Origin of the sequence: Paenibacillus tundrae (assembly GCF_036884255.1) — a bacterium.
Lineage (GTDB): Bacteria > Bacillota > Bacilli > Paenibacillales > Paenibacillaceae > Paenibacillus.
In genome coordinates, this window is record NZ_CP145605.1 from 5,773,311 (window position 1) to 5,795,816 (window position 22,506).

Consider the following 22,506-nt stretch of genomic DNA (forward strand, 5'->3'; position numbering starts at 1 on the left):
TTCAGACATTCCCTAATTTAAGTTTCAATTCTTCCATGAACGTTGCCAGCGTAATTCTCAGCACCACTTTTACACCCTGATCAAAATAAAGCTCCGCTCCTGCACCAACCAGCATAAACGTCGGTACACCCATTTTGCGAATAAGCAGCAACTCACTTGCTCTGTCTCTGAACCGGTAATAATGATCTGACATTACTTCGATCAACAAGGTGCCTTCCTGCCTTGTGATATCTCCACTCATTAGTAACTTCTCAAGTACATAGAGCATCATGATCTGCTCCAGACCATACAGCGGTTGCTCTCGTCCGGCTTCCGTCAGCAATTCAAGAGATGCTAATGAAACAATGTTTCGATCTATGAGTTGTTGAGCAGACATCTCTACTTCGCCTAATGATGGCGAGAATACATCTGCCAGCTCATCCAGCGACAATCCTTCCTTCATGTGGATAATCTTGTCGATCCGCGGCAAAATCTGCTGTTTAGGAAAAAAGGTCTCCTGTCCTGTATATGAAGACTTCCGGATGAACCATTCCTCCGGAATAAGATTTTTCCGTTTCCAGCGATAGAGCTGCCCATATGAAATGCCTGTCAGGTCTAGTAGTTCTTTTTTGGAGATCAAATCATCCGTCATCGTTGAACCCCCTTGTTATTGAAGACAGTGTAACATAACATTGTTACGTTGTGAAGGGAGTTGTTTTCAACCGTGTATCATTCTCGTCATTGCATCGAGGGAGCTTTGGGTATAACCTGTGTAATAGATACTACGCTTCATTAGGAACTACTATCCCTCGGCTTCCAAACGGGAGATGGAACGGTTACATATCGGACTTATGAAAGGGGTTACTTTATCAGATGGCACTTATTAAATGTGATTTTTATTCGGACACACTTGGACTAAGCACGAGTATGCATGTTATTTTGCCACAACAGACGCATACTCAGATCGGCATGCAGAATGTGACAGGGCACGGATTACACCCTACCCTCTACTTGTTACACGGTCTTTCGGACGATGATTCCATCTGGCTGCGTAGAACCTCCATCGAACGTTATGTTGCTAACCTCGGTATTGCCGTTGTTATGCCACAGGTTCACCGCAGCTTCTACACGGACATGGCTGAAGGCGGACGTTACTGGACATTTATTAGCGAAGAACTGCCCACACTCGCCCGCTCCTTCTTCCCACTATCACACCAACGTGAAGATAACTTCGTTGCTGGCCTTTCCATGGGTGGTTACGGTGCGTTCAAGCTGGCGCTTCGTAAACCAGAGCAATATGCGGCTGCTGCTAGTTTATCGGGTGCACTCGATATGGCTGCTCACCTGAACAACACTGAAGGATCTGCATTGCAGCAGGCTGAAATGCAACGGATTTTCGGGTCAAATATGACGGGATCAGAGAACGATCTGCTTCATCTGCTACAGGAAAGTCAGCAAAGTCAAAGCGTAAGACCGTTACTCTATCAGTGTTGTGGAACGGAAGACTTTCTCTATGAGGACAATCAGACCTTCAGAAAAGCCTGCGAGCTGACAGACTTCCAGCTAACATACGAGGAAGAAGCAGGTGCACATGAATGGGGTTATTGGGATGCGAAGATTCAAGACGTATTAAAATGGCTTCCTTTGTCCAAACGAGACTAGTGGTTATGCGGGGTTTTACTTACCAAGCCTGAAAGTATGCTTTTTGAGAGGAAACAGGGAGAACATAGCTCTTAACGGGTCGTCCCTTAAATACAGCTATGTTCTCCCCTCGTATAACAAGTATTAATTCAGTATCCATTGATCTGATTACACATGAAAAATTAATGTCACCCTGTCCCGCTTCACCCCTCTGCGATCCCTTCCTTTGGCAATAGTGCCTTGATTCGGAATGCCATACGTAGACGCAATGTTTCTTCTGGATCTTTCAGACTGCGACCGATGATCTCCTCGCATTTCTCTAACCGATAAATCACTGTGTTGCGATGGATGTAAAGTCGTTTCGCTGTTTCAGCCAGATGACAATGCGTTTCCAGATAAACAGATAACGTATGGAGCAGCATATGATGATCCTTAATCGTCTCATCCTCGAATCCCTGCATCGTATCGGCATAGAATTTGTGGAGGTGCTCGTAGGGGATCATACGTAAAATCTCAGGAACTTCCTTCGGCTGATACATCTCGATAAAACGCGTTTTGCCCGCAATTCCACCAAAGTATAGAGCTTCATTGGCCTCTTTGTATGAAACAGGGATCTGAGCAAGCGGCTGAGCATAGCTACTGAAGCCAAACGATAGCTCCGATCCGTAATGGATAGCAATCTTACCCTGAAGACGCTCTAGCAGTGCGACAAAGAAAGGTTTAACTGTTTTCCACTCCTCCACCAGCGGCATTAATAGCACGTAGGCGCGATCGTGAGTGAACAAATGTAATGGATATCGAAAATGGATCAGTTCCCCTTCAAGATGTTCGGCAATCCGATCCTGTTCAGCCTTATATTGCATGAAAGAGATGGTTTTATCTGCGCCATCGAATTTGCCAACTGCACAGAGATATCGCTGCTCGCTGGACAATCCGAATTCACGCCCCCGACTCGCGATCTCCTCACTACTGGAGAATGCGCCACCAATGAAATTAGTAAAAAATTCGTTCTGGATGCGGCGGCGATTCTGCTTGAGCGCATTATCCTTCATGAGTTCAAACGCAATCACGTTAGTCGCCTGTTCTATGGTCAAAATATTCGAACGTTCAGACGGCGTAACTAAGCCTTCTATACAAAGAAAATGTAATTGTCTATGGGTATACACCGGAAACAATGTCAGTGTTTCTCGCTTCTCACTCAATAGAGAGAATGCTGAGAAAACGGATGGTGCTACGTGAAAATGCCCTCCGCCAGACAACAATGCTTCAATATGCGCTGCGGTGGTCGTGGAGAATCGACCATAGATGGGTTGAAGGTAAGGACCTAGCAGAAGAACCGGTAAGCGAAGTAAAGCGGACAACTGATCCAGCAACTTCGGGATGCCTTGGCCGCTCATAATCTGCTGGGTGAACTGTCGGTGAGTCTGTATGGCATTATGCAGCTCAGTAGTTTGTACATCGAGGATATGACTTAGTGATTTGTTAACAATATCGCCGAGCGAAGGATCGACAGGCAACTCCATCAAAGGAAAATGCAGCTCGTTAGCTAGCTTAATTGCTGATTCAGGAATGTTGCCGAGGTAACGTTTGCTTTTGATACCAAGCCCAGTACAGTCTTGGCGACTCATCTCCCCGATTAGTTCAAGCAGAGCTGGCAGATCGTCTTTAAAGTGAAAAGCTGTCGTAATGAGTAATTCATTCTTTCTCAGGTATGGAATGATATCCGGGGCATCCATCATGTTGACTGTATGAACTTCCCTGTTCAAACCCGTTGCTCCTGCGACAATGATGGTTCCGTCAAAAACCGGCAGCTTCAGTAGCTCACTCATTTTCATCGTTCTTGCGCCCCTTTGGTTAACATGTCCAATGAATCCTGTTATTCTTCTACATTTTCGTGAATGATTTCCCTTTTGTTTTATTCTACGATTAATTAATCACAATGCCAAGTTAATTAATATAACACCGGTTGGAAAGCTTATGCTGCCGGAATGGGGGAGATTGCATTGATAATCAAACAACCGAAGCCGTCTGCCTTATCCGAGCAGGTCGAAAACATGATTGAATGGCTGGCTTCACATGGCAAAGATGAGCAGAATGGCGTGAGCCGTCTGCTCTATGACCCAGCTTGGATCGCGGCCCAACGAGCTATTGCAGCCAAAATGAACGACCTCGGGCTACAGGTGCACTACGATGATGTTGGTAACTTGTTCGGGCATGCAGCTGGACGTGACCCCGAGGCACGGGTTGTACTGACCGGATCTCATGTTGATACAGTTATAGGGGGCGGAAAATACGACGGAGCCTACGGAATCGTCGCTGCGCTAATTGCCGTGGAACATTTGCTAACGCAATACGGGCAGCCACTTAAACCCATTGAGGTTGTCTCACTCTGTGAAGAAGAGGGAAGCCGCTTCCCGATGACCTATTGGGGTTCAGGTAATATCACCGGCGCCAAAAGCCGCGAAGCTATTCATAATTTAAAAGACGCGAGCGGTATGCTGTTTGAACAAGCGATGTACAATGTCGGGTTCGGATTAGGACAGCATCCACAGCCCCAACGAAGTGACCTTGAATGTTTTATCGAATTGCATATTGAGCAAGGCCAAGTATTGGAACGAGAGAAGAAATCAATCGGTGTTGTCAGTCATATCGTTGGACAACGCCGCTACGATATCACCGTGCATGGCGAGAGCAATCATGCGGGCACTACCCCAATGAAGTGGCGGCATGATGCTATGTTTACCACAGCTGAGTTGATTCGAATATTAATGCTCCGAGCGAATTCACATGAAGACGGATTGGTAGCCACAGTTGGACGATTAGATGCCAAACCCAACGTCGGTAATGTCATTGCACGCGAAGTCACCTTCAGCCTAGATGTACGTCACAGTGACACAGAGACCATTCGAACATTTTGCGAGGAATGCTTCAATGATTTCGAGACTATCGCAGCCCAACACGGAACACGCATCACTTTCCGTAAGTGGATGGATGAACCTCCAGTTGCAATGGATTCAGCACTGAACGCGGCGACTGAGAGCATTTTAAAGCGTGAAGGTATTTCATACCAAGTGATGACCAGTGGCGCGGGACATGATTCACAAGTATTCGGAACGTATTGTCCGACAGCACTGTTATTTGTACCAAGCCGAGGCGGCATTAGCCACTCCCCCGCAGAGTTTACCGATACAGAAGATTTGCAGCGCGGTGTAAGCCTGCTGATCGACCTACTACATCAATTGGCATATTAATATACATTCAGGAGGCGGTTAAGAGATGACGAAGTACCGGGAAATCCATGCACCACTGAGAACTATTATGACACCAGGACCAGTCGAAGTAGATCCGAGAGTCCTGCGAGCAATGGCAACACCGATTCTGGGTCAATTCGATCCAGCGTTCACGCAAATGATGAACGAGACGATGGATATGTTAAGACAAACGTTCCAAACGAAGAACCAATGGGCTTTCCCGGTTGACGGCACTTCCCGTTCAGGACTGGAAGCGGTGTTGTGCAGCCTAATTGAACCTGGTGACAAAGTGCTCGTTCCCATCTTCGGTCGCTTCGGTCATCTGCTGACAGAAATCGCTGAGCGCCACGGTGCCGAGCTGCATCTGATGGAATGTCCTTGGGGAGAAGTATTCGACCAACAGGCTGTAATCGATGAGGTTAAACGGGTACAACCGAAAATTGTAGCTATTGTACACGGCGAAACTTCTACAGGCTGCATGCAACCACTGGATCTAATTGGCCCAGCTTGCCGCGAGCTCGGTGTGCTGACAGTCGTCGATGCGGTTGCCTCCATTGGCGGTGCGCCAGTCAAAGTAGATGAGTGGCAGCTCGATGCCGTTATCGGCGGCACACAAAAGTGCATATCCGTACCATCCGGTATGGCGCCAGTTACGTACAACGAGCGGGTAGAACAGATTCTGGCAAGCCGGAAAAAGGTAGAGCGCGGTGTCGCACTAGACAGTGACCGTCGAGACGTTGCACACCCGATTCGTAGCAACTACTTTGATCTGAGTCAGTTGCAGGACTACTGGGGACCACGTCGTCTGAACCATCATACCGAAGCAACGTCGATGCTATACGCGTTACGCGAGGGGCTACGTATCCTGCTAGACGAAGGGCTCGAAGAGCGCTTCGAGCGCCATAAGTTACATGAAAAAGCATTGATGGCAGGCATCCGCGGCATGGGGCTAGAATTATTTAACGATGTCGCTTGGAAGCTACCTGTGGTAACTTGCGTGAAGATTCCACAAGGCGTTGATGGTGAATCTGTACGTAACATGCTACTTCATCAGTTCGGCATTGAGATTGCCAGCTCATTCGGCCCACTACATGGGCAGATTTGGAGAATCGGTACGATGGGTTATAGCTGCCGCAAGGAAAACGTACTATTCGTACTATCCGCACTGGAAGCCGTGCTCATTCGGCATAATGCTCCGATTGTCATCGGGCGCGGCGTACAAGAAGCACTTAACATCTATGAGTAAAACACACCCAGGTGCTGCACTCCTCCGTTATAACTTCTTAGCTAGAACATAATCTCGTTACAACTCAGAGGATACGACGCAGAGGCTCGGATGCATACACTTGAACGTTACAGAGAAATGGGATTCCGGCATGTCCGGAATCCTTTTGCATAAACAAGATTTCGCTATAGGAACGCCGGGCACATCATTGTACTGCTCGAAGACCGTTTCGGCGAAACTCCAAGCGGAAGGTGACACATGAACAATATCATCAGACTTCGCTCCGGGCTCGCCGGACTGCAGTGGCTCTTTTTCTTATTTACAAATACAGTCGTTATTCCAATTACAGTCGGGGCGGCGTTTGGATTACCGCAAGACAAAATCCAATTCTTAATTCAATGCTCGTTTGTCCTTACAGGCCTCGCCTGTGTGATACAAGCAGCACTTGGACATCAAAGATCTGTCATGGAAGGACAGTCAGGTTTGTGGTGGGGTGTTATTCTGAGCCTCAGCGCGGCTGCACCTTCGCTTGGTATCTCACTAACGGAGCTGGGTGGCAGTCTAGCCGTGGGTATCATGATCTCAGGTGTCATCACTATTCTAATCGGCATCTGCGGACTCGCCGTTCCATTATCGAAGTTGTTTACACCAGGCGTGATGGCTGTATTTATGTTTCTTCTCGGTTGCCGACTGAACATGATTTTTCTTGAGGGAATGCTCGGAATCTCCTCGGGATCTTCGACCGAAGCACCAACAATTCAACCAGCCGTTTTTCTGTTAGCAGCAGCCGTGGCCGTTTTCATCGCAGTCTTATCTGTAAAAGCCCGACCTGCGATTGGTCAGTATGCCTTACTCATTGGAATTCTGGGTGGATGGGCGCTATACACACTCATCTTCGGCAGAGATAGCGGAACCTCCAGCGCAGGAACAATTGACATGGGTTGGTTCCCTCTCGGTGATCCATGGCATGGCCTGAACACAGGTGTTGTCATGATTGCGATCATCGCCGGTCTGGTCAATGCCTCGAATACATTCGGCGCACTGAAGGGAACAGATCACATTTACGAACAAGAAGCTTCTGCCAAGCAGTACAGACGCTCATTTACTATTAGCGGTGTGCTTGCGGTTCTGTCGGGACTACTAGGGCTTGTACCCTACGCTCCCTACGTTTCATCTGTAGGTTTTCTGCAACAGACCCGTATTCGAGACCGACTTCCGTTTGTCATTGGCGGTCTACTATTCGCAGGAATCGGTCTGATTCCGGTGATCAGCAGTGCGCTTACCCAACTGCCGCTCAGCATCGGGAGTGCTGTCTTATTAGTAACATATCTGCGACTACTCGGTTCATCACTGCAGTATTTCAGCCAGATTCGAATGGATGCAGCAAATTTGTACCGGACAGCAGCACCTCTTTTCGTGGGAGTCATCGTGATGGGATTGCCATCCGAATATTTTGCCTCCTTGCCACCGCTGCTACGTCCGCTACTCGGAAACGGTCTGCTCATTGGCATTTTGCTTGCACTAGTGTTGGATCGACTTCGCTACGGTTCATCCCAGCAGGATCAGACACCAGCTTCGAACAAGGTTCGAAGACTTGTGGCTCCAACATCCGATCACTCAGGACGCACACTCAATTCCAATTTGAATCCGAAAGGAGAACAGTCATGAGAAGTCATGCGAATCAATCGAAGGGGTTCAAACCGGGTACAGAAACAGAGGCAGAGATCACTTCGGTAAGTCAGGATCAATGGGGAGCATTTGTGGATGCCACGGTTCAGATACCTTCTACCGGAACGGGCGAGCTTGACGGGCTGACGTTCGCGGTGAAAGACGTCTTTGATATTCAAGGTGTAACCAGTGGAGCTGGTAATCCGGACTGGCTTCGAACACATGAAGCTGCTGATTCCACTGCTCCCGTGCTGTTATCTTTATTAGCCAGCGGCGCAAGACTCACAGGCACAACGCAGACGGACGAATTGATGTACAGCCTGAATGGGGAAAATGCCCACTATGGTACACCCATCAATCCCCTCGCGCCAGATCGAATACCAGGCGGATCATCAAGTGGTTCAGCCGTTGCAGCTGCGGCGGGTCTGGTCGATTTTGCTATAGGCACAGACACAGGTGGTTCCGTTCGTATTCCATCATCCTACTGCGGTCTATTTGGCTTCCGGCCAACGCACGGAGCTATATCTGCGGAAGGGGTCATCCCGCTCGCACGTAGCTTCGATACGGTTGGCTGGATGAGCCAGTCTTCGAAGATTCTGTTAGACGTGGGCAAGGTATTGTTGAAAAATAAATCGGTATCTCTTCAAGATGCTGAATTGAGCGTAGAAGCGAATGCCATAAGCGGTGCATATGACGCATCCAATGTTAAACCAACATTCTCGCGTTTCCTCATTGCAGATGAAGCTTGGAGTCTACCAGAGGAAAACGATCGTTCAACCTTACTTGCAAAGCTGTACGAACTCCCCAACTGGAAGCAGGGCACCACTTCAGTCCAATTAACAGCACCTACGGAGAGCTTGGCGGACTGGTCGGCAGCGTTCCGCGCTCTTCAAGGGTTAGAAATTGCCCATGAACATAGCGATTGGTTGATAAAAGAACGTCCAACATTCGGCCCTGGTATCGCAGAACGATTTGAATGGGCTTGTACACTGGAGGCGTCTGCACACACCACCGAGAGTGACCTACGCACTCGTATCCGGAGTAGCCTTGTCGAACTGCTCGGCGAAGATGGACTTCTGGCAATTCCGACTGCTCCTGGCCCTGCTCCACTGCTTGGGCTACAAGGTGCGCAAGCCGAGGCTTATCGAGCAAAGACCATGCAACTCTCTTGTATCGCAGGGCTTACGGGTCTACCTCAGGTTACCGTGCCAGTCATTCGTGAGGATGGACTGCCCATCGGGCTATCCTTTATTGGTGGTGTCAATACCGATCTTAAGCTACTACGCTGGATGGCAGAACATTTCATAGATGAGGTGCGCGGATGAAACTAGTAACAATTGAACATGAAGGACAGGAGCACGCAGCGTTCCTGACAGATCGTGGCGTGATTCCACTGACTTGGCTGAATGAGAAACAAAACACAGATTGGCATACAGACCTTTTCACACTACTGCAAAACAAACAACTGCAGGCTCTGCGAGACTGGTACGTTAGTGGTGGACAGGAGAGCCTGGCCGCTCTTCCTGCTCTGCCGATCGACGCTGTATCTTACCGCGCGTTATACCGCCGACCTGGCAAAATGATTGGGGTTGGCATGAACTACCTGGCCAAAGCTATCGAGCTGTCGGGACGCCCTCCCGAGGATGAGCCTGTCATCTTTCTCAAACCCGACACGTCGCTGATTGGCTCTGGTGAAGCGATCCTTCTGCCGCATGGAGCTGGACAGGTCACGGCAGAGGCAGAACTAGCGATCGTCATTGGACAGAAATGCAGAAATGTTAGCGAGGACGAAGCTATGAATTATGTAGCTGGTTATACCACTTCTCTCGATATGACGGCTAAGGAGATTCATGCACGCAATCCTCGTTTTATGCAAAGAGCCAAAAGCTTCGACACGTTCCTAAGCCTCGGCTCTTCCCTCTCCACTCCTGACGAATACGTTGATCTGCCTAATCTTAAGGTTGAAACTGTGCGGAATGGCGAGGTCGTACACCACAACACCGTTAGCCAGATGATCTTCTCGCCCGCATACTTGATCTCTTTCCTTTCACATGTGATGACATTACATCCGGGAGATATCATTCTGACAGGCACGCCTGGTTCAGTCGTGATTGATGCTGGTGATCAGGTGGAATGCCGGATTACTGGACTGAAAACATTGAGCAATGCGGTGGAAAACGGAATCTCTTAGTATAGAAAATCGTATGCATGACCTTTCGTATCTAGCTCTTCCACAAAACATGACATTATACGTAATATTTTTTTGTTTAATTTGAACAGAAAACCCGATCATAATCTACGTTTTTGTCAATGAATTGTGAGTATAAGGTGATAAAATAAGGATAACAAATCCGAAGTGAGATTACATTACATAATAAAGTGATGTTACCTTACAAAATTTTATTCATCTGTGGCGTGCGCAAAGGACTGGTCGGAACTGTTCATGTACTTACATGAAGACGATCAGCCTTGCTCGGCCAATACGAAGAGGAGTGGGGCGGAATATGTCTACGAATTTGGCAGGTCGAGTGCTGGAAGAGACACACTTGCAAGAAAATATCAGTGTGGACGACTCCCTGAAACCGAAGCAGGAGAGCGAAAGAACGATTGGATCGATCGCTTACATGTTTATGTGGATCGGGGATGGCGTGAACCTTGGCAACATGACACTTGGAGCAAGTCTCATTGTCGCTGGTGTCGCTACACTCAATGTATTTCAGACGTTCGTGGCGGCTATGGTTGCGATCGGCATCATTTCTGTGATCTTTGCCATTAACGACCGATTCGGTTATCGAACGGGAATCCCTTACGTTGTTCAATTGCGTATGTCATTCGGCATCAAAGGTTCCATTATTTCCTCCTTCTTACGCGGTGTGCCCGCCATCGTCTGGTACGGCTTCCAGAGCTGGGTCGGAGGAACCGCACTGAACGAAATTGTCAAAGTGCTCAGTGGCGGTAGCTTCGACAGTGTTGTCATTTGTTTCATCGTATTGCAGGCAGTTCAGATTATCCTTTCACTTTATGGCTTTCATGCGATCAAGTGGGTGGAGACCCTCGCCTCTGTTGTTATTATGCTAGCCCTCGTCTACGTCTTCAGTATATTGCTCAATTCTCACAGCACAGCGATCACCGAAAATTGGGTAAATGCGCAAGGTACATGGGGACTTCCATTCTTCGCTTTCATCATGGTATTCCTAGGCAACTATGCGGCGATCTTCCTGAGTGCTGGTGACTATTCCCGTGAGCTTAAGAGTGGCATCAGTGACAAAAAGCGTAGCATGCTCTACTTCCTCCCTATCGTTATCGCATATGGTTTCGTCCTCACGATTGGGGCAATGATGGCTGCAGCAACAGGAATTTCAAATCCCGTTAAAGCGTTCGCTGTTATCGTTGACAATCCATATATCACTGTCGCTGTATCTGCATTTATCGTCATTGGTGCAGTTGCTGTCAACATGGTCGCCAATATCGTGCCACCGGCTTATGTCATCTCGCTTGTCACCAAGCTAAAATACAAAACATCTGTCATTATTACTGGATTACTTGCGCTCTGCTCCTTCCCATGGGTACTCGTGCAGGATTCTTCCGCTCAAGGTTTAAACACATTCATCCTGATCTACTCCGCTTTCCTTGGCCCAATCGTGGCGATCATGCTAGTCGAATACTACATCCTACGTAGGCAGAAGGTAGATACGACCGAGCTCTATCTGGACAACGGTTCATTCAAAGGCTACAATCCGAGCGCCCTACTAGCCATGTTAATTGGAGCCGGAGCTGCGTTCCTGCTGGTTGACGTCGGCTGGATCATTGGATTCGTCGTAGCAGGCATTGCATACCTACTGCTCAGCAAATTCGCATTCAAAGGATCATCATTCAAAAAAGGCACCATTTACGAATAATCATAGAAGAGGAGAGTTGTGTATGGAACGTTACGATCTGGTTGTACGCGGCGGCAGCGTAGTGCTGCCGGACGGTGTCAAGAAAGTCGATGTCGGTATCAAAGATGGAAAAATCGCGGCAATTGCCGCCAAACTGGAGGGTGAGGCTGAGCATACTTATGATGCAGACGGATCTCATGTGTTTCCAGGTATGATCGACGTACACGTCCATTTCAGCGAACCAGGACGAGAGCATTGGGAAGGTTTTACGACTGGATCGGCTATGATGGCCGCAGGCGGTTGTACCACTTTCTTCGATATGCCACTGAACGGTATTCCCTCCACGGTGAATGAAGAAGCCCTGCTGGAGAAAGCTCGGATTGGAAATGAAAAATCACTTGTCGATTTCGGGCTCTGGGGCGGTCTCGTACCAGGGAATGAAGATGACTTGCAACCGCTGGCAGAGTCGGGGGTAATCGGGTTCAAAGCATTCCTGTCCACAACTGGCAACAAAGAATTCGAAGCCGTGGATGATATGACGCTGCTTACGGGCATGAAGAAGATTGCAGCGCTAGGCAAGGTGCTGGCTCTGCATTCGGAGAGTGCAGCGATCACCAACTGGCTAAAAGATGAAAAAGAAGCAGCAGGACTCTTCAGTGCCGACGATTATCTGGAGACTCGTCCGATTATCGCCGAAGTCGAAGCTGTAGAACGCGCCCTGTACTATTCGGAAATAACAGGCTGCGCACTGCATTTCGTGCATATTAGTTCTGCTGCAGCAGTAGCGAGTATCGAAGCTGCCAAAGCTCGTGGCATGAACGTAACGGTCGAGACTTGCCCACACTATCTACTCTTTAACCACGATAGCCTGCGGGAAAAAGGAAGCATCGCCAAGTGTGCTCCTCCACTGCGGGAAGCAGACGAACAACAACGACTCATCTCCCTGCTGGCAGAAGGAAAATTTGATATGTTATCGTCGGATCATTCGCCCTGTCCGTACGATATGAAGGATCCAAAAGATTTCAATCTATTCCAAGCATGGGGCGGCATTAGCGGCGGACAATTCACCCTACTGTCAGCGTTGGAACTTGCATTAGCAAACAACATTCCGCTGGAGCACGTTGCCGCTTGGACAGCGTCCAATCCAGCAGAGCGCTTCGGTCTTGCGGAGCGTAAAGGTAGCATCGTCACCGGAATGGATGCTGATCTCGCCATCGTTGATCTGAACAAAACGTTTACGGTGACTGAAGAGAACTATTATGCTAAGCACAAACAAAGTCTCTACATCGGTCATTCATTCCCAAGCAGTGTGATAGGTACCATCGTCCGTGGACATGTCGTTGTTCGCAGCGGCGAGGTGCTCACCGAGGTGAATGAAGGCAACTGGCAGAAGCCATAAGGGACTGGAACGAGCGGTTACAGTTAAAGAACACAAAAAGCCAGTGAGAGATATCTTTCTCTCACTGGCTTCTTTTTTCGTATATTAAGTCTTTATATTTACTTTAACGAAATTCCGGCATTAACCGCGGTTTTTAATCCATTGCTCCGTGATCTCCAGTACCTTCTCACTGCGTCCAATGGCCTCAGCCACTTGACCTGAAGCTGTACCGCCGTAGACGTTACGTGCGTTAACCACCGCCTCTGGTTGCAGCACATCGTAGATGCGCTCATCGAACAGCTCGGAGAATTGACGGAATTCTTCGATCGTCAGATCCAGCAAATACTTGCCGTTTTGGATGCAGTACAATACAGTCTTACCAATCACTTCATGCGCTTGACGGAATGGCAAGCCTTCGCCTACGAGGAAATCGGCAATATCTGTAGCGTTCGAGAAGTCCTGGTTCACAGCCTGACGCATGCGATCCTTGTTCACCTTCATTGTAGCGATCATCGGTGCGAACAATTGCAGCGCACCTTCCAGTGTAGCCACTGTATCGAACATGCCTTCTTTGTCTTCCTGCATATCCTTGTTGTACGCAAGCGGAAGAGATTTCAGTACAGTCAGCAACCCGATCAGGTTACCGTAGACACGTCCTGTTTTCCCACGAACGAGTTCAGGAACGTCTGGGTTTTTCTTCTGTGGCATAATGCTGCTACCTGTGCAGAACGCATCATCCAGTTCAACGAATCCAAACTCCGTGCTGCTCCACAGCACCAATTCTTCACTCAATCGGGACAAGTGAGTCATAATGAGCGATGCTGCTGCCAGGAACTCAACAATAAAGTCACGGTCACTCACGGCATCCAAACTATTTTCATATACGCCATCAAAGCCCAGTTGTTCAGCTACAAAATGACGGTCTATCGGGAACGTTGTTCCAGCAAGTGCACCCGCGCCAAGTGGCAGAACGTTAATTCGTTTGTAGCTATCCATCAGACGTTCAGCATCCCGTTGGAACATTGACACATAGGCCATCAGATGGTGGGCAAACAGAATAGGCTGTGCCCGCTGAAGATGCGTATAACCCGGTACGATGGTATCGAGATTGTCTTTCGCTTGTCCGATCAGCGCTTCCTGCAAGGAATGCAACATTCCTACAAAACCAACCACGCGCTCACGCAGATACAAGTGCATATCGGTTGCCACTTGGTCATTCCGGCTACGGCCTGTATGTAATTTGCCGCCTACAGGGCCAATGGTCTCAATGAGATTTTTCTCAATGTTCATGTGGATGTCTTCATCAGATACGGAGAATTCCACTTCGCCGGCACGGATTTTATGCAACACGGTAATCAAGCCTTCTTTGATCGTTTCCACGTCTTCCGCAGGCAAAATGCCGCATTTGCCCAGCATCGTCACATGGGCCAAGCTACCTTGAATGTCTTCCTCAGCCAATGCTTTGTCGAAATTAATCGATGCGGTATATTCCTCAACTAGATGATTCGTTTGTTTGGTAAAACGTCCTCCCCAAAGCTTGCTCACGGTGAGTACTCCCCTTTCGCTCATGGACAAAGCCGCTCCTGCCAGATATGCAAGAACGGCCTGCCTTGTCAGTTATATTTGGATGGCTCTATACATTGAACTAAAACACCTTTTACTACTCACCACTCCAATGACAGAACAACCTCCTGATCGCTGTTACCCCCAGATTTTTTTGATTCCCTTTTCTAAAAGGAAAATCCGGGGATAGCTTATGCTTCCGATGTAGCTTTCTCAAGGAAAGCTTGTAGCGAACGCTTCGCTTCCTCCGGTTATTTCTGTCCTCTACGTTTTCGTGTAAATGTTTTATTCAATATATAGAATGTAATTAGTTGTTTTTGTTTTGCTCTACGCCGGAGTTTACTTTCAGACGCAGTGCGTTCAGGCGGATAAAGCCTGTTGCATCGCCTTGATCGTATGCTTGCGTAGGATCAGCTTCCATCGTTGCGATGTCTGGGTTGTACAAGCTGACAGGGCTTTTCACGCCAGCGCCGATAATGTTACCTTTATACAGTTTCACACGAACTGTACCCGTTACGTTTTTTTGACTTTCGCTCACGAGTGCTTGCAGCGCAAGACGCTCTGGTGCGAACCAGAAGCCGTTGTATACGAGCGTGCTGTAACGTGTGATCAAGCTATCACGCAGGTTCATGACTTCGCGATCCATCGTGATGGATTCCATTTTGCGGTGTGCAGTAAATAGAATGGTTCCGCCTGGTGTTTCGTACACGCCACGGCTCTTCATTCCGACAAAACGGTTCTCGACCATATCCACACGGCCAATACCATGTTTGCCACCCAGCTCATTCAATTGCTCCATTACTTGCAGTGGGCTGAGACGTTCACCGTTGAGGGCTACGCAGTCGCCTTGTTCGAATTCCAGTTCAACATATTCTGCCTGATCTGGCGCATCTTCAGGCGCACTGCTGAGCAAGAACATGTCTTTGTTCTCGTCCGTGCTTGGATCGAACCAAGGATCTTCGAGCACACCGCTCTCATAGCTGATATGCAAGAGGTTACGGTCTGTAGAGTAAGGTTTAGCCGCAGATGCCGTTACTGGAATACCGTGTTTCTCAGCATATGCAATCATCTCTGCACGTCCTGGGAATTGGTTACGGAACTCTTCCAGACGCCAAGGTGCGATTACTGCAATATCAGGTGTTAGTGCAGCTGCGTTCAACTCAAAGCGAACTTGGTCATTCCCTTTACCTGTCGCACCGTGAGCAATTGCTGTAGCACCTTCTGCACGAGCGATGTCCACCATACGTTTAGCAATCAGAGGACGTGCGATACTTGTACCGAGCAAATATTGTCCTTCGTAAAGCGCGCCCGCTTGGAACATAGGGTAGATGAAGTCTTTTGCGAACTCGTCGCGCAGGTCATCGATGTATACTTTGGAAGCACCTGTTGCCAGTGCTTTTTCCTCCAAGCCGTCCAATTCATCCTTTTGACCGATATCTGCCGTAAATGCGATGATCTCAGCGTCATAAGTTTCTTTCAACCATTTCAAAATTACAGATGTGTCCAACCCGCCGGAATAGGCGAGTACGATTTTTTCTTTAGCCATGTCTAATAGGTCCTCCCCAAGTTCAATTACTCACTATACAAATTATATTTAATCTATCATCGCGAAATCCGCATATAAAATCAACCCATTCACGCAAATAGCAGCTATTCGCTCATTAACGCAGCCATCAAAGCCTTCTGTGCGTGCAGACGATTCTCTGCTTGATCGAAGATCAAGGAGTTTGGCCCATCGATTACGCCTGCGCTTACTTCCTCTCCACGGTGAGCCGGGAGGCAGTGCAGGAACATGTAGTCCGGCTTCGCAACCTTCATCAATTCTTCGTTCACCTGATACGCAGCAAATGCTTGCTCACGAATCTTCTGTTCTTCCTCAAAGCCCATGCTCGCCCACACATCCGTGTACACGATATCCGCATCTTTAACCGCTTCTTCGGCACTATACGTCACCACAACCTGTGATCCGCTCTCCTGTGCAATGCTGCGTGCTTGTTCTACGATTGCACTGTCCGCCTCATAGCCTTCAGGAGTCGCTACAGCTACATGCATCCCCATCTTAGCTGCGCCAAGCATCAGGGAGTGTGCCATGTTATTGCCGTCTCCGACGTAAGCCATTTTGAGACCTACAAGCTTACCCTTGTGCTCCAGCACCGTTTGGAAATCCGCCAGTACCTGGCATGGATGTGCCGCATCACTCAATCCATTGATGACAGGAACATCTGCATGTTCTGCCAACTCAGTTACATTATGGTGCCCAAAGGTACGGATCATAATGCCGTCAAGATACCGGGACAACACTTTAGCCGTATCATGCGTTGTTTCGCCGCGACCCAGCTGAATATCATTTTTGCTCAGGAAGAGTGCGTGCCCACCTAGCTGGAACATACCTACTTCAAAAGATACACGTGTACGTGTAGATGATTTTTCAAAAATCAGTCCAATTGTTTTACCCTTCAAAGGCTGAAAAGGCACACCGTTTTTTTGCTTGCCTTTGATCTCGATGGCAAGATCGAGTAGATAACGAATTTCTTCTGCCGTATAATCGGTGAATTCAATAAAGTCCCGGCCTCTTAGGTCGATCTTCTGGATCTTCTCTGTTGATTGAACTTGTGTCATGTTAATAATGCCCTCCTTATTTCCGGTTCCCTGCACCCGCATGTGCAGAAGTTAGTAATCGTCTGGAATACTTCCCATCATGACTGCGAATGACCTACTTATGCTGCATGAACACGCGGCTACAGGGAATTCATCATCAGAATACTACGCCGGAGCCGCTCATGGCCCCGGAATAGAAATTTTTCTGAAAAGTATCAAGTATCCATGCTATCTGAACCTATCCCTGCGGATTAGGCGTTCTTCGCTGCGACATGCTCTTCAATGAGTGTTGCCACCAAGGAAACAGCCTCGTCGATCTCTTCTTTGCTCACATACAAGTTCGGAAGCAAACGAATGACATTCGGCCCTGCAGACACAAACAAAATACCACGTTTCTGCCCTGCAACCACGATATCGCCTACCGCTTCTTCACATTCAATACCGACCAACAAGCCCAATCCACGAACTTCTTTGACAAAGGAATTTCCCGCCAAACGTTCTCTCAAGGAGCTCATCAGATATTCGCCCATCTCCGCTGCACGTTCAGGCAGTTTATCTTCCAGCATCGTTTCGATCGTTGCAATGACAACCGAGGAAGCAAGTGGTGTACCACCAAATGTGGTTGCGTGACTACCTGCGGTAAATGCATCTTTCAGATAGCCTTTGCCTAGCATAGCTCCAACAGGGAAGCCGCTACCGATGCCTTTAGCCACTGTGAAAATGTCAGGTTCAATGCCGTAATGTTCATGCGCGAACAATTTACCGGTACGCCCCATTCCCGTCTGTACTTCATCCACAATCAATAACAATCCATGCTTCTCGCATAGCTGCTGAACAAACTGCAAGAACTCAGGCTTAACCGGATGCACGCCGCCCTCAGCTTGCACCATTTCCAACATAATTGCCGCCGTGTGTGGCCCAATCGCCGCTTCAAGTGCTGCATTGTCATGCAAAGGAACGGTAACAAATCCTGCTGGCAATGGCAAAAAGCCCTCTTTTACCTTATCCTGTCCTGTAGCTGTTAATGTAGCCAATGTCCGTCCGTGGAAGGATTGCGCAAAAGTAATGACCTCGTAACGATCTGCGCCTTTCACCTTCTGGTGATAACGACGAGCTAGTTTAATCGCTGCTTCGTTCGCCTCGGCACCACTGTTGCAGAAGAACACTGCATCTGCACACGTATTCGCAGTCAATAAAGCTGCTGCACGTTCTTGGCCTGGAATCTGGAACAGGTTAGATACATGCCATAGCTCATCGATCTGCGCTTTCAGCTTCGCGCCAACCTTCTCTGGTGCATGACCAAGGCTCGTTACAGCCAATCCGCACATGAAGTCGAGGTAACGGTTGCCCTGATCGTCCCACAGCCAGCTACCTTTTCCCTTAACTAAGCTAATAGGATAACGTGCGTAGGTTTGAAAAAGAGAGCTTTCTGTCTGAGCCGCTGATGCTGCTCCTGTCGCAGTCGCGCCCGCTACTGCTGTGCCAGTGGCTGTTTGTTCTTTACTATTTGCCATCACCTTTCACACTCCCATCCTCGATTTAATATAAGAATCCTACTGCATCCGGATAATTCGCGTTCCGATCGTTTCCCCTTGTAACACCCGGCTCAAAATCTTCGGCTCACTACCGTCTACGATGACAACCTCACGCACATCCCCATGAATACAAGCGATAGCTGCTCGCACTTTAGGAATCATACCACCGTATATTTCACCGGTTTGAATCATATCTTCAATCTCCTGTACAGAGACAGATGGCAATACTTTTTTCTCACCGTTCACAGTCTTCATAATCCCTGGAACGTCAGTGACTACGATCATTCGGCTGACACCCAAGTGAGAAGCTACTGCACCTGCCGCTGTATCGGCATTGATGTTATAACGTTGCCCCGAGGCATCCACGCCCACAGGCGCAATGACAGGCATATACCCCATCTGCACAACACCTTGGATAATCTCCGCTTGGACACTAGTCACATCGCCAACCCAACCAATCTCCGCATGGTTGCTGACTGGTTTTGCTTGAATTAAACCGCCGTCAACTCCCGATAATCCGAGTGCACGCCCACCCACACGTTGGATTAAACGTACAATTTGTTTGTTGATGCTACCTGCCAGCACCATCTCTACGACATCCAGTACAGGCTCCGTCGTCTTACGCAAACCGTTAACAAATTCCGTATCAATGCCCAGCTTCGCCAGGTTCTCCGAGATTGCAGGGCCTCCACCATGTACGATCACAGGCTGAGTTCCTTGAGATTGAAGATCACGCAGATCGGCAAAAAAGGATTCAGGCAACGCCGCAAGCGTGCTGCCTCCGCATTTCATAACGAACATCTGCTTCTCGGCTCTAGCTTTGCTTCCAGTCTCTTCATTCTGTAATGTCGAGGTCATGAGCATGGCTCCTTTCATTCTAACCTTTAAAAGGCTTAACACTTAATTGATCCACTATAGACGAGTCCAACCGTTCCAAATTCGGATCGTTCTTCCGATCGCCGTTGTCTCCAGATTTTTTTTAATCCCCCTGCTAAATGGGAAAATCCGGAGACAAATGCGAACGCTACGCTTCTACAGAATCGATTCCGACTTTTCCACTACCTTTGTCTATAAATAAATTTAATTAGAAGTTTAACCCTTATTAATTTCCCTATATATTTTGGTAAAACCTACATATTAATCATGTAGCTATCGATCAATAAAAAGATTTCGGCTGAATCCCATATCGGGCGCTGAGATGCCGTCAGGCATCCTTTGTAATCAAAAGCAAAACTTTTGAACTGTCTCTATTACGTGCGGTAAGCTGCGTTAATTCGTACATAATCATATGTCAGATCACAGCCCCACGCGATGGCTGTTCCTTCGCCGTGGTTCAGATCAACAATAATGCGAACCGTATCTGTCTGTAAGTATGCTAATGCTGCTTCTTCGTCAAATACGACTGGACGAGACTGCTCAAGTACGGAAATGTCTCCGAGTCGAATGTCCACCGTGTCTGGATTAACCGGTTGCCCCGCGCGTCCCACCGCAGCAATGATCCGTCCCCAGTTTGCATCGGCACCAAACATCGCTGATTTCACCAAGCTTGAACCGATCACTGTCTTCGCAATCGCCTGAGCTGATTCATCGCTCACTGCACCTGTGACTTGAACTTCAACAAGCTTAGTCGCACCTTCACCGTCTCGTGCAATGGCCTTAGCCAGCACTTCGCACACATACGCAAAACCAGCCGCAAATGCATCCCAATCCGGGTGATCCATTGTAAGTTCTTCGTTCCCTGCATATCCGCTAGACATCGCCACGAGCATATCATTCGTGCTGGTGTCTCCATCAACAGTAATCATGTTAAACGTATGGTTCGTTGCTTGGCGTAGCAAGCGCTGCAACGCTTCAGCACCAATGACCGCGTCAGAGGTCATGAACGCCAGCATTGTAGCCATATTCGGATGAATCATACCAGATCCTTTGGCTGCTCCTGCAATCGTAACCGCCTTACCGTTCACAATAACGGAGACGCAGGCTTCCTTTTTCACTAAATCCGTCGTTAGAATCGCTTGTGAAAATTGCTCCGCTTCATTGGCTTCCTTGCCCAGTTGTGCCGGAAGTGCCGTAATGCCTGAATGAACCGCGTCCATCTTCAGCAACTCACCGATGACCCCTGTAGAAGCAACAGCCACATCTTCCTCCGCTACACCCAGTTCGCGCGCAGCCGCCGAACGCATTGCATACGCATCTTCTTCACCTTGCTGTCCTGTACATGCATTCGCATTGCCGCTATTGACGATGACCGCTTGAAGGCGTCCATTGCTCAAGCTCTCACGAGTTACTTTGAGTGGCGCAGCTTGAAACACATTCGTAGTGTATACTGCGGCGGCAGTTGCTGGCACTTCGCAGCGAATAGCTCCGATGTCGTTACGTGATGTTTTTTTCAATCCACAGTGCAGTCCGCCGGCAGTGAATCCGCTCGGAGTTACAATTGTTCCGTTCTCAATTATTGTAAATGACTGTTGCCCTACGTTTGTTCCCATATATTATCCCCCGTCTCGCGTTCGGCCATAGACCGATTGTCCGCCCTAACATAACTCCATATTCCCACTGGATGCGTGTCAAAAAGCAATTCCATGCTCTTTAATACATTCATCTTATGGATATACTGGTATCATGTTCAGCCCGAGGTTTTCCTCCCATCCCATCATCAGGTTCAAATTTTGAATCGCTTGGCCGGATGCGCCTTTTACCAGGTTGTCAATGACAGAAACAATCGTCAAACGGCCTGTACGTGGATCAACGGAGAATCCGATATCACAGTAGTTCGATCCAGTGACCTCTTTCGTTGATGGCCAAATTCCTGGCTCACGCACACGTACAAAAGGTCTATTTTCATAAAACTGACGGTAAAGATCCACCAGTTCTTTATCTGTATGTTCTCCAACTAAACTTGCGTACATGGTGCTCATAATTCCACGTGTCATTGGCACAAGCTGTGTCGTAAACGTAACCGTTACTGGCGATCCAGCAACCTGACCTAACACTTGTTCAATCTCTGGGATGTGTTGATGTTTATTTAATTTATACGCTTTAAAATTCTCATTCATCTCTGCATAATGGTATGCCAGATTCGTTCCGCGTCCTGCCCCAGACACCCCTGACTTTGCATCAATAATGATGCTTGAAGGGTCAATCCAGCCAGCTTGCACCGCAGGAACTAATCCGAGCAATGTTGCTGTAGGATAACAGCCTGGGTTCGAGATTAACGTCTTATCTTTCACTGTGTCACCGTACAGTTCAGCCATACCGTATACCGCTTGTTGTAATAGTTCGTCTGAAGGAGCCGGATGTTTGTACCACTCTTCGTACACCGCTCCATCTTTGATTCTGAAATCACCAGACAGATCAATGACCTTCAGCCCTGCTTCCAGCAGGCCAGGAACAAGCTTCGCACTTACACCGGACGGAGTCGCTGTGAATACAAGGTCTGCACGGCCTGCGATCTCCACTGGATCCACGCCATCAAGTGGCCTGTTAATCACGCCCGTCAAATGCGGAAATCCATCTGCAATAGACTCCCCACTGCTGGATGAAGAGATTACCGAAGTAATTTCAACATGCGGATGATGCTGTAAAAAACGAATCAGTTCCACCCCGCCGTAGCCGGTGGAACCGACGATTGCCACTCTTAATTTGTTATTCACTCTCGCTCCCCCAATCTCGTTGTATGCGCTACTTCAACCATGCCTATGCCCTAAGGTAAGGCACACACATGATATTTCCGTCGCTTCTATGCATATTTGTGTATTATTATACGACTCTAGTTATATAAATACAACAC

Annotated in this window: 17 protein-coding genes; 8 read left to right on the top strand and 9 right to left on the bottom strand. The window is 48.3% G+C overall.

Annotated elements, in window-relative coordinates:
* Position 1: 1 nt before the first annotated feature.
* A complete protein-coding gene (locus V6W81_RS26000) occupies positions 2-631 on the bottom strand; it encodes a YhbD family protein (RefSeq protein WP_145051361.1) in 630 nt (209 codons plus the stop codon).
* A gap of 221 nt (positions 632-852) precedes the next feature.
* Here V6W81_RS26000 and V6W81_RS26005 point away from each other — a divergent pair, with 221 nt between their 5' ends.
* Positions 853-1,641 carry an alpha/beta hydrolase gene (locus V6W81_RS26005; RefSeq protein WP_338540790.1) on the top strand — a complete coding sequence of 263 codons (789 nt, stop codon included), beginning with the start codon at positions 853-855 and terminating at the stop codon, positions 1,639-1,641.
* A gap of 182 nt (positions 1,642-1,823) precedes the next feature.
* Here the strand turns inward: V6W81_RS26005 and V6W81_RS26010 are convergent, their stop codons facing one another.
* Complete coding sequence (locus V6W81_RS26010; RefSeq protein WP_338540792.1) at positions 1,824-3,455, bottom strand: PucR family transcriptional regulator; 1,632 nt, start codon at positions 3,453-3,455, stop codon at positions 1,824-1,826.
* A 168-nt stretch (positions 3,456-3,623) separates the two neighbouring features.
* Here V6W81_RS26010 and allC point away from each other — a divergent pair, with 168 nt between their 5' ends.
* From allC to V6W81_RS26045, 7 genes are all read left to right on the top strand, one after another.
* A complete protein-coding gene (allC, locus tag V6W81_RS26015) occupies positions 3,624-4,871 on the top strand; it encodes an allantoate deiminase (RefSeq protein ID WP_430700926.1) in 1,248 nt (415 codons plus the stop codon).
* A gap of 25 nt (positions 4,872-4,896) precedes the next feature.
* Positions 4,897-6,117, top strand: coding sequence for a pyridoxal-phosphate-dependent aminotransferase family protein (locus V6W81_RS26020; protein ID WP_145051370.1), 1,221 nt, complete (start codon positions 4,897-4,899; stop codon positions 6,115-6,117).
* Between the two features lie 237 nt (positions 6,118-6,354).
* Complete coding sequence (locus tag V6W81_RS26025; RefSeq protein WP_338540793.1) at positions 6,355-7,764, top strand: uracil/xanthine transporter; 1,410 nt, start codon at positions 6,355-6,357, stop codon at positions 7,762-7,764.
* Positions 7,761-9,089 (top strand): amidase family protein, encoded by a 1,329-nt coding sequence (locus tag V6W81_RS26030; protein WP_338540794.1) that lies wholly within the window; start codon positions 7,761-7,763, stop codon positions 9,087-9,089. Before V6W81_RS26025 ends, V6W81_RS26030 begins: the two co-directional genes overlap by 4 nt.
* The gene (locus V6W81_RS26035; RefSeq protein ID WP_338540795.1) at positions 9,086-9,955 is read left to right on the top strand and encodes a fumarylacetoacetate hydrolase family protein; all 870 of its coding nucleotides are present in this window, start codon (positions 9,086-9,088) and stop codon (positions 9,953-9,955) included. The genes V6W81_RS26030 and V6W81_RS26035 overlap by 4 nt, the downstream gene beginning before the upstream one ends.
* A 313-nt stretch (positions 9,956-10,268) precedes the next feature.
* Positions 10,269-11,663: an NCS1 family transporter gene (locus tag V6W81_RS26040; protein ID WP_145051382.1), complete on the top strand. Its 1,395-nt coding sequence runs from the start codon at positions 10,269-10,271 to the stop codon at positions 11,661-11,663.
* A 22-nt stretch (positions 11,664-11,685) separates the two neighbouring features.
* Positions 11,686-13,041 carry an allantoinase gene (locus tag V6W81_RS26045; RefSeq protein WP_338540796.1) on the top strand — a complete coding sequence of 452 codons (1,356 nt, stop codon included), beginning with the start codon at positions 11,686-11,688 and terminating at the stop codon, positions 13,039-13,041.
* 120 nt (positions 13,042-13,161) lie between these two features.
* On the opposite strand, the gene argH is transcribed toward V6W81_RS26045, so the two are convergent.
* The 7 genes from argH to argC all read right to left on the bottom strand — a co-directional run bounded on the left by argH (position 13,162) and on the right by argC (position 22,369).
* Positions 13,162-14,565 carry an argininosuccinate lyase gene (argH, locus tag V6W81_RS26050; RefSeq protein ID WP_338540797.1) on the bottom strand — a complete coding sequence of 468 codons (1,404 nt, stop codon included), beginning with the start codon at positions 14,563-14,565 and terminating at the stop codon, positions 13,162-13,164.
* A 325-nt stretch (positions 14,566-14,890) separates the two neighbouring features.
* A complete protein-coding gene (locus V6W81_RS26055; protein ID WP_145051390.1) occupies positions 14,891-16,129 on the bottom strand; it encodes an argininosuccinate synthase in 1,239 nt (412 codons plus the stop codon).
* A 104-nt stretch (positions 16,130-16,233) separates the two neighbouring features.
* Positions 16,234-17,202 carry an ornithine carbamoyltransferase gene (argF, locus tag V6W81_RS26060; RefSeq protein ID WP_338540799.1) on the bottom strand — a complete coding sequence of 323 codons (969 nt, stop codon included), beginning with the start codon at positions 17,200-17,202 and terminating at the stop codon, positions 16,234-16,236.
* A gap of 230 nt (positions 17,203-17,432) precedes the next feature.
* On the bottom strand, positions 17,433-18,695 hold the full coding sequence (locus V6W81_RS26065) for an acetylornithine transaminase (protein WP_338540800.1): 1,263 nt from the start codon (positions 18,693-18,695) through the stop codon (positions 17,433-17,435).
* Positions 18,696-18,734: 39 nt separating this feature from the next.
* Positions 18,735-19,574 (bottom strand): acetylglutamate kinase, encoded by an 840-nt coding sequence (gene argB / locus V6W81_RS26070; protein ID WP_338540801.1) that lies wholly within the window; start codon positions 19,572-19,574, stop codon positions 18,735-18,737.
* A gap of 392 nt (positions 19,575-19,966) precedes the next feature.
* Entirely contained in the window at positions 19,967-21,205 is a 1,239-nt protein-coding gene (gene argJ / locus V6W81_RS26075) for a bifunctional glutamate N-acetyltransferase/amino-acid acetyltransferase ArgJ (protein WP_338540802.1), read from the bottom strand.
* A 114-nt stretch (positions 21,206-21,319) separates the two neighbouring features.
* On the bottom strand, positions 21,320-22,369 hold the full coding sequence (gene argC, locus V6W81_RS26080) for an N-acetyl-gamma-glutamyl-phosphate reductase (protein WP_338540803.1): 1,050 nt from the start codon (positions 22,367-22,369) through the stop codon (positions 21,320-21,322).
* Positions 22,370-22,506: the final 137 nt, after the last annotated feature.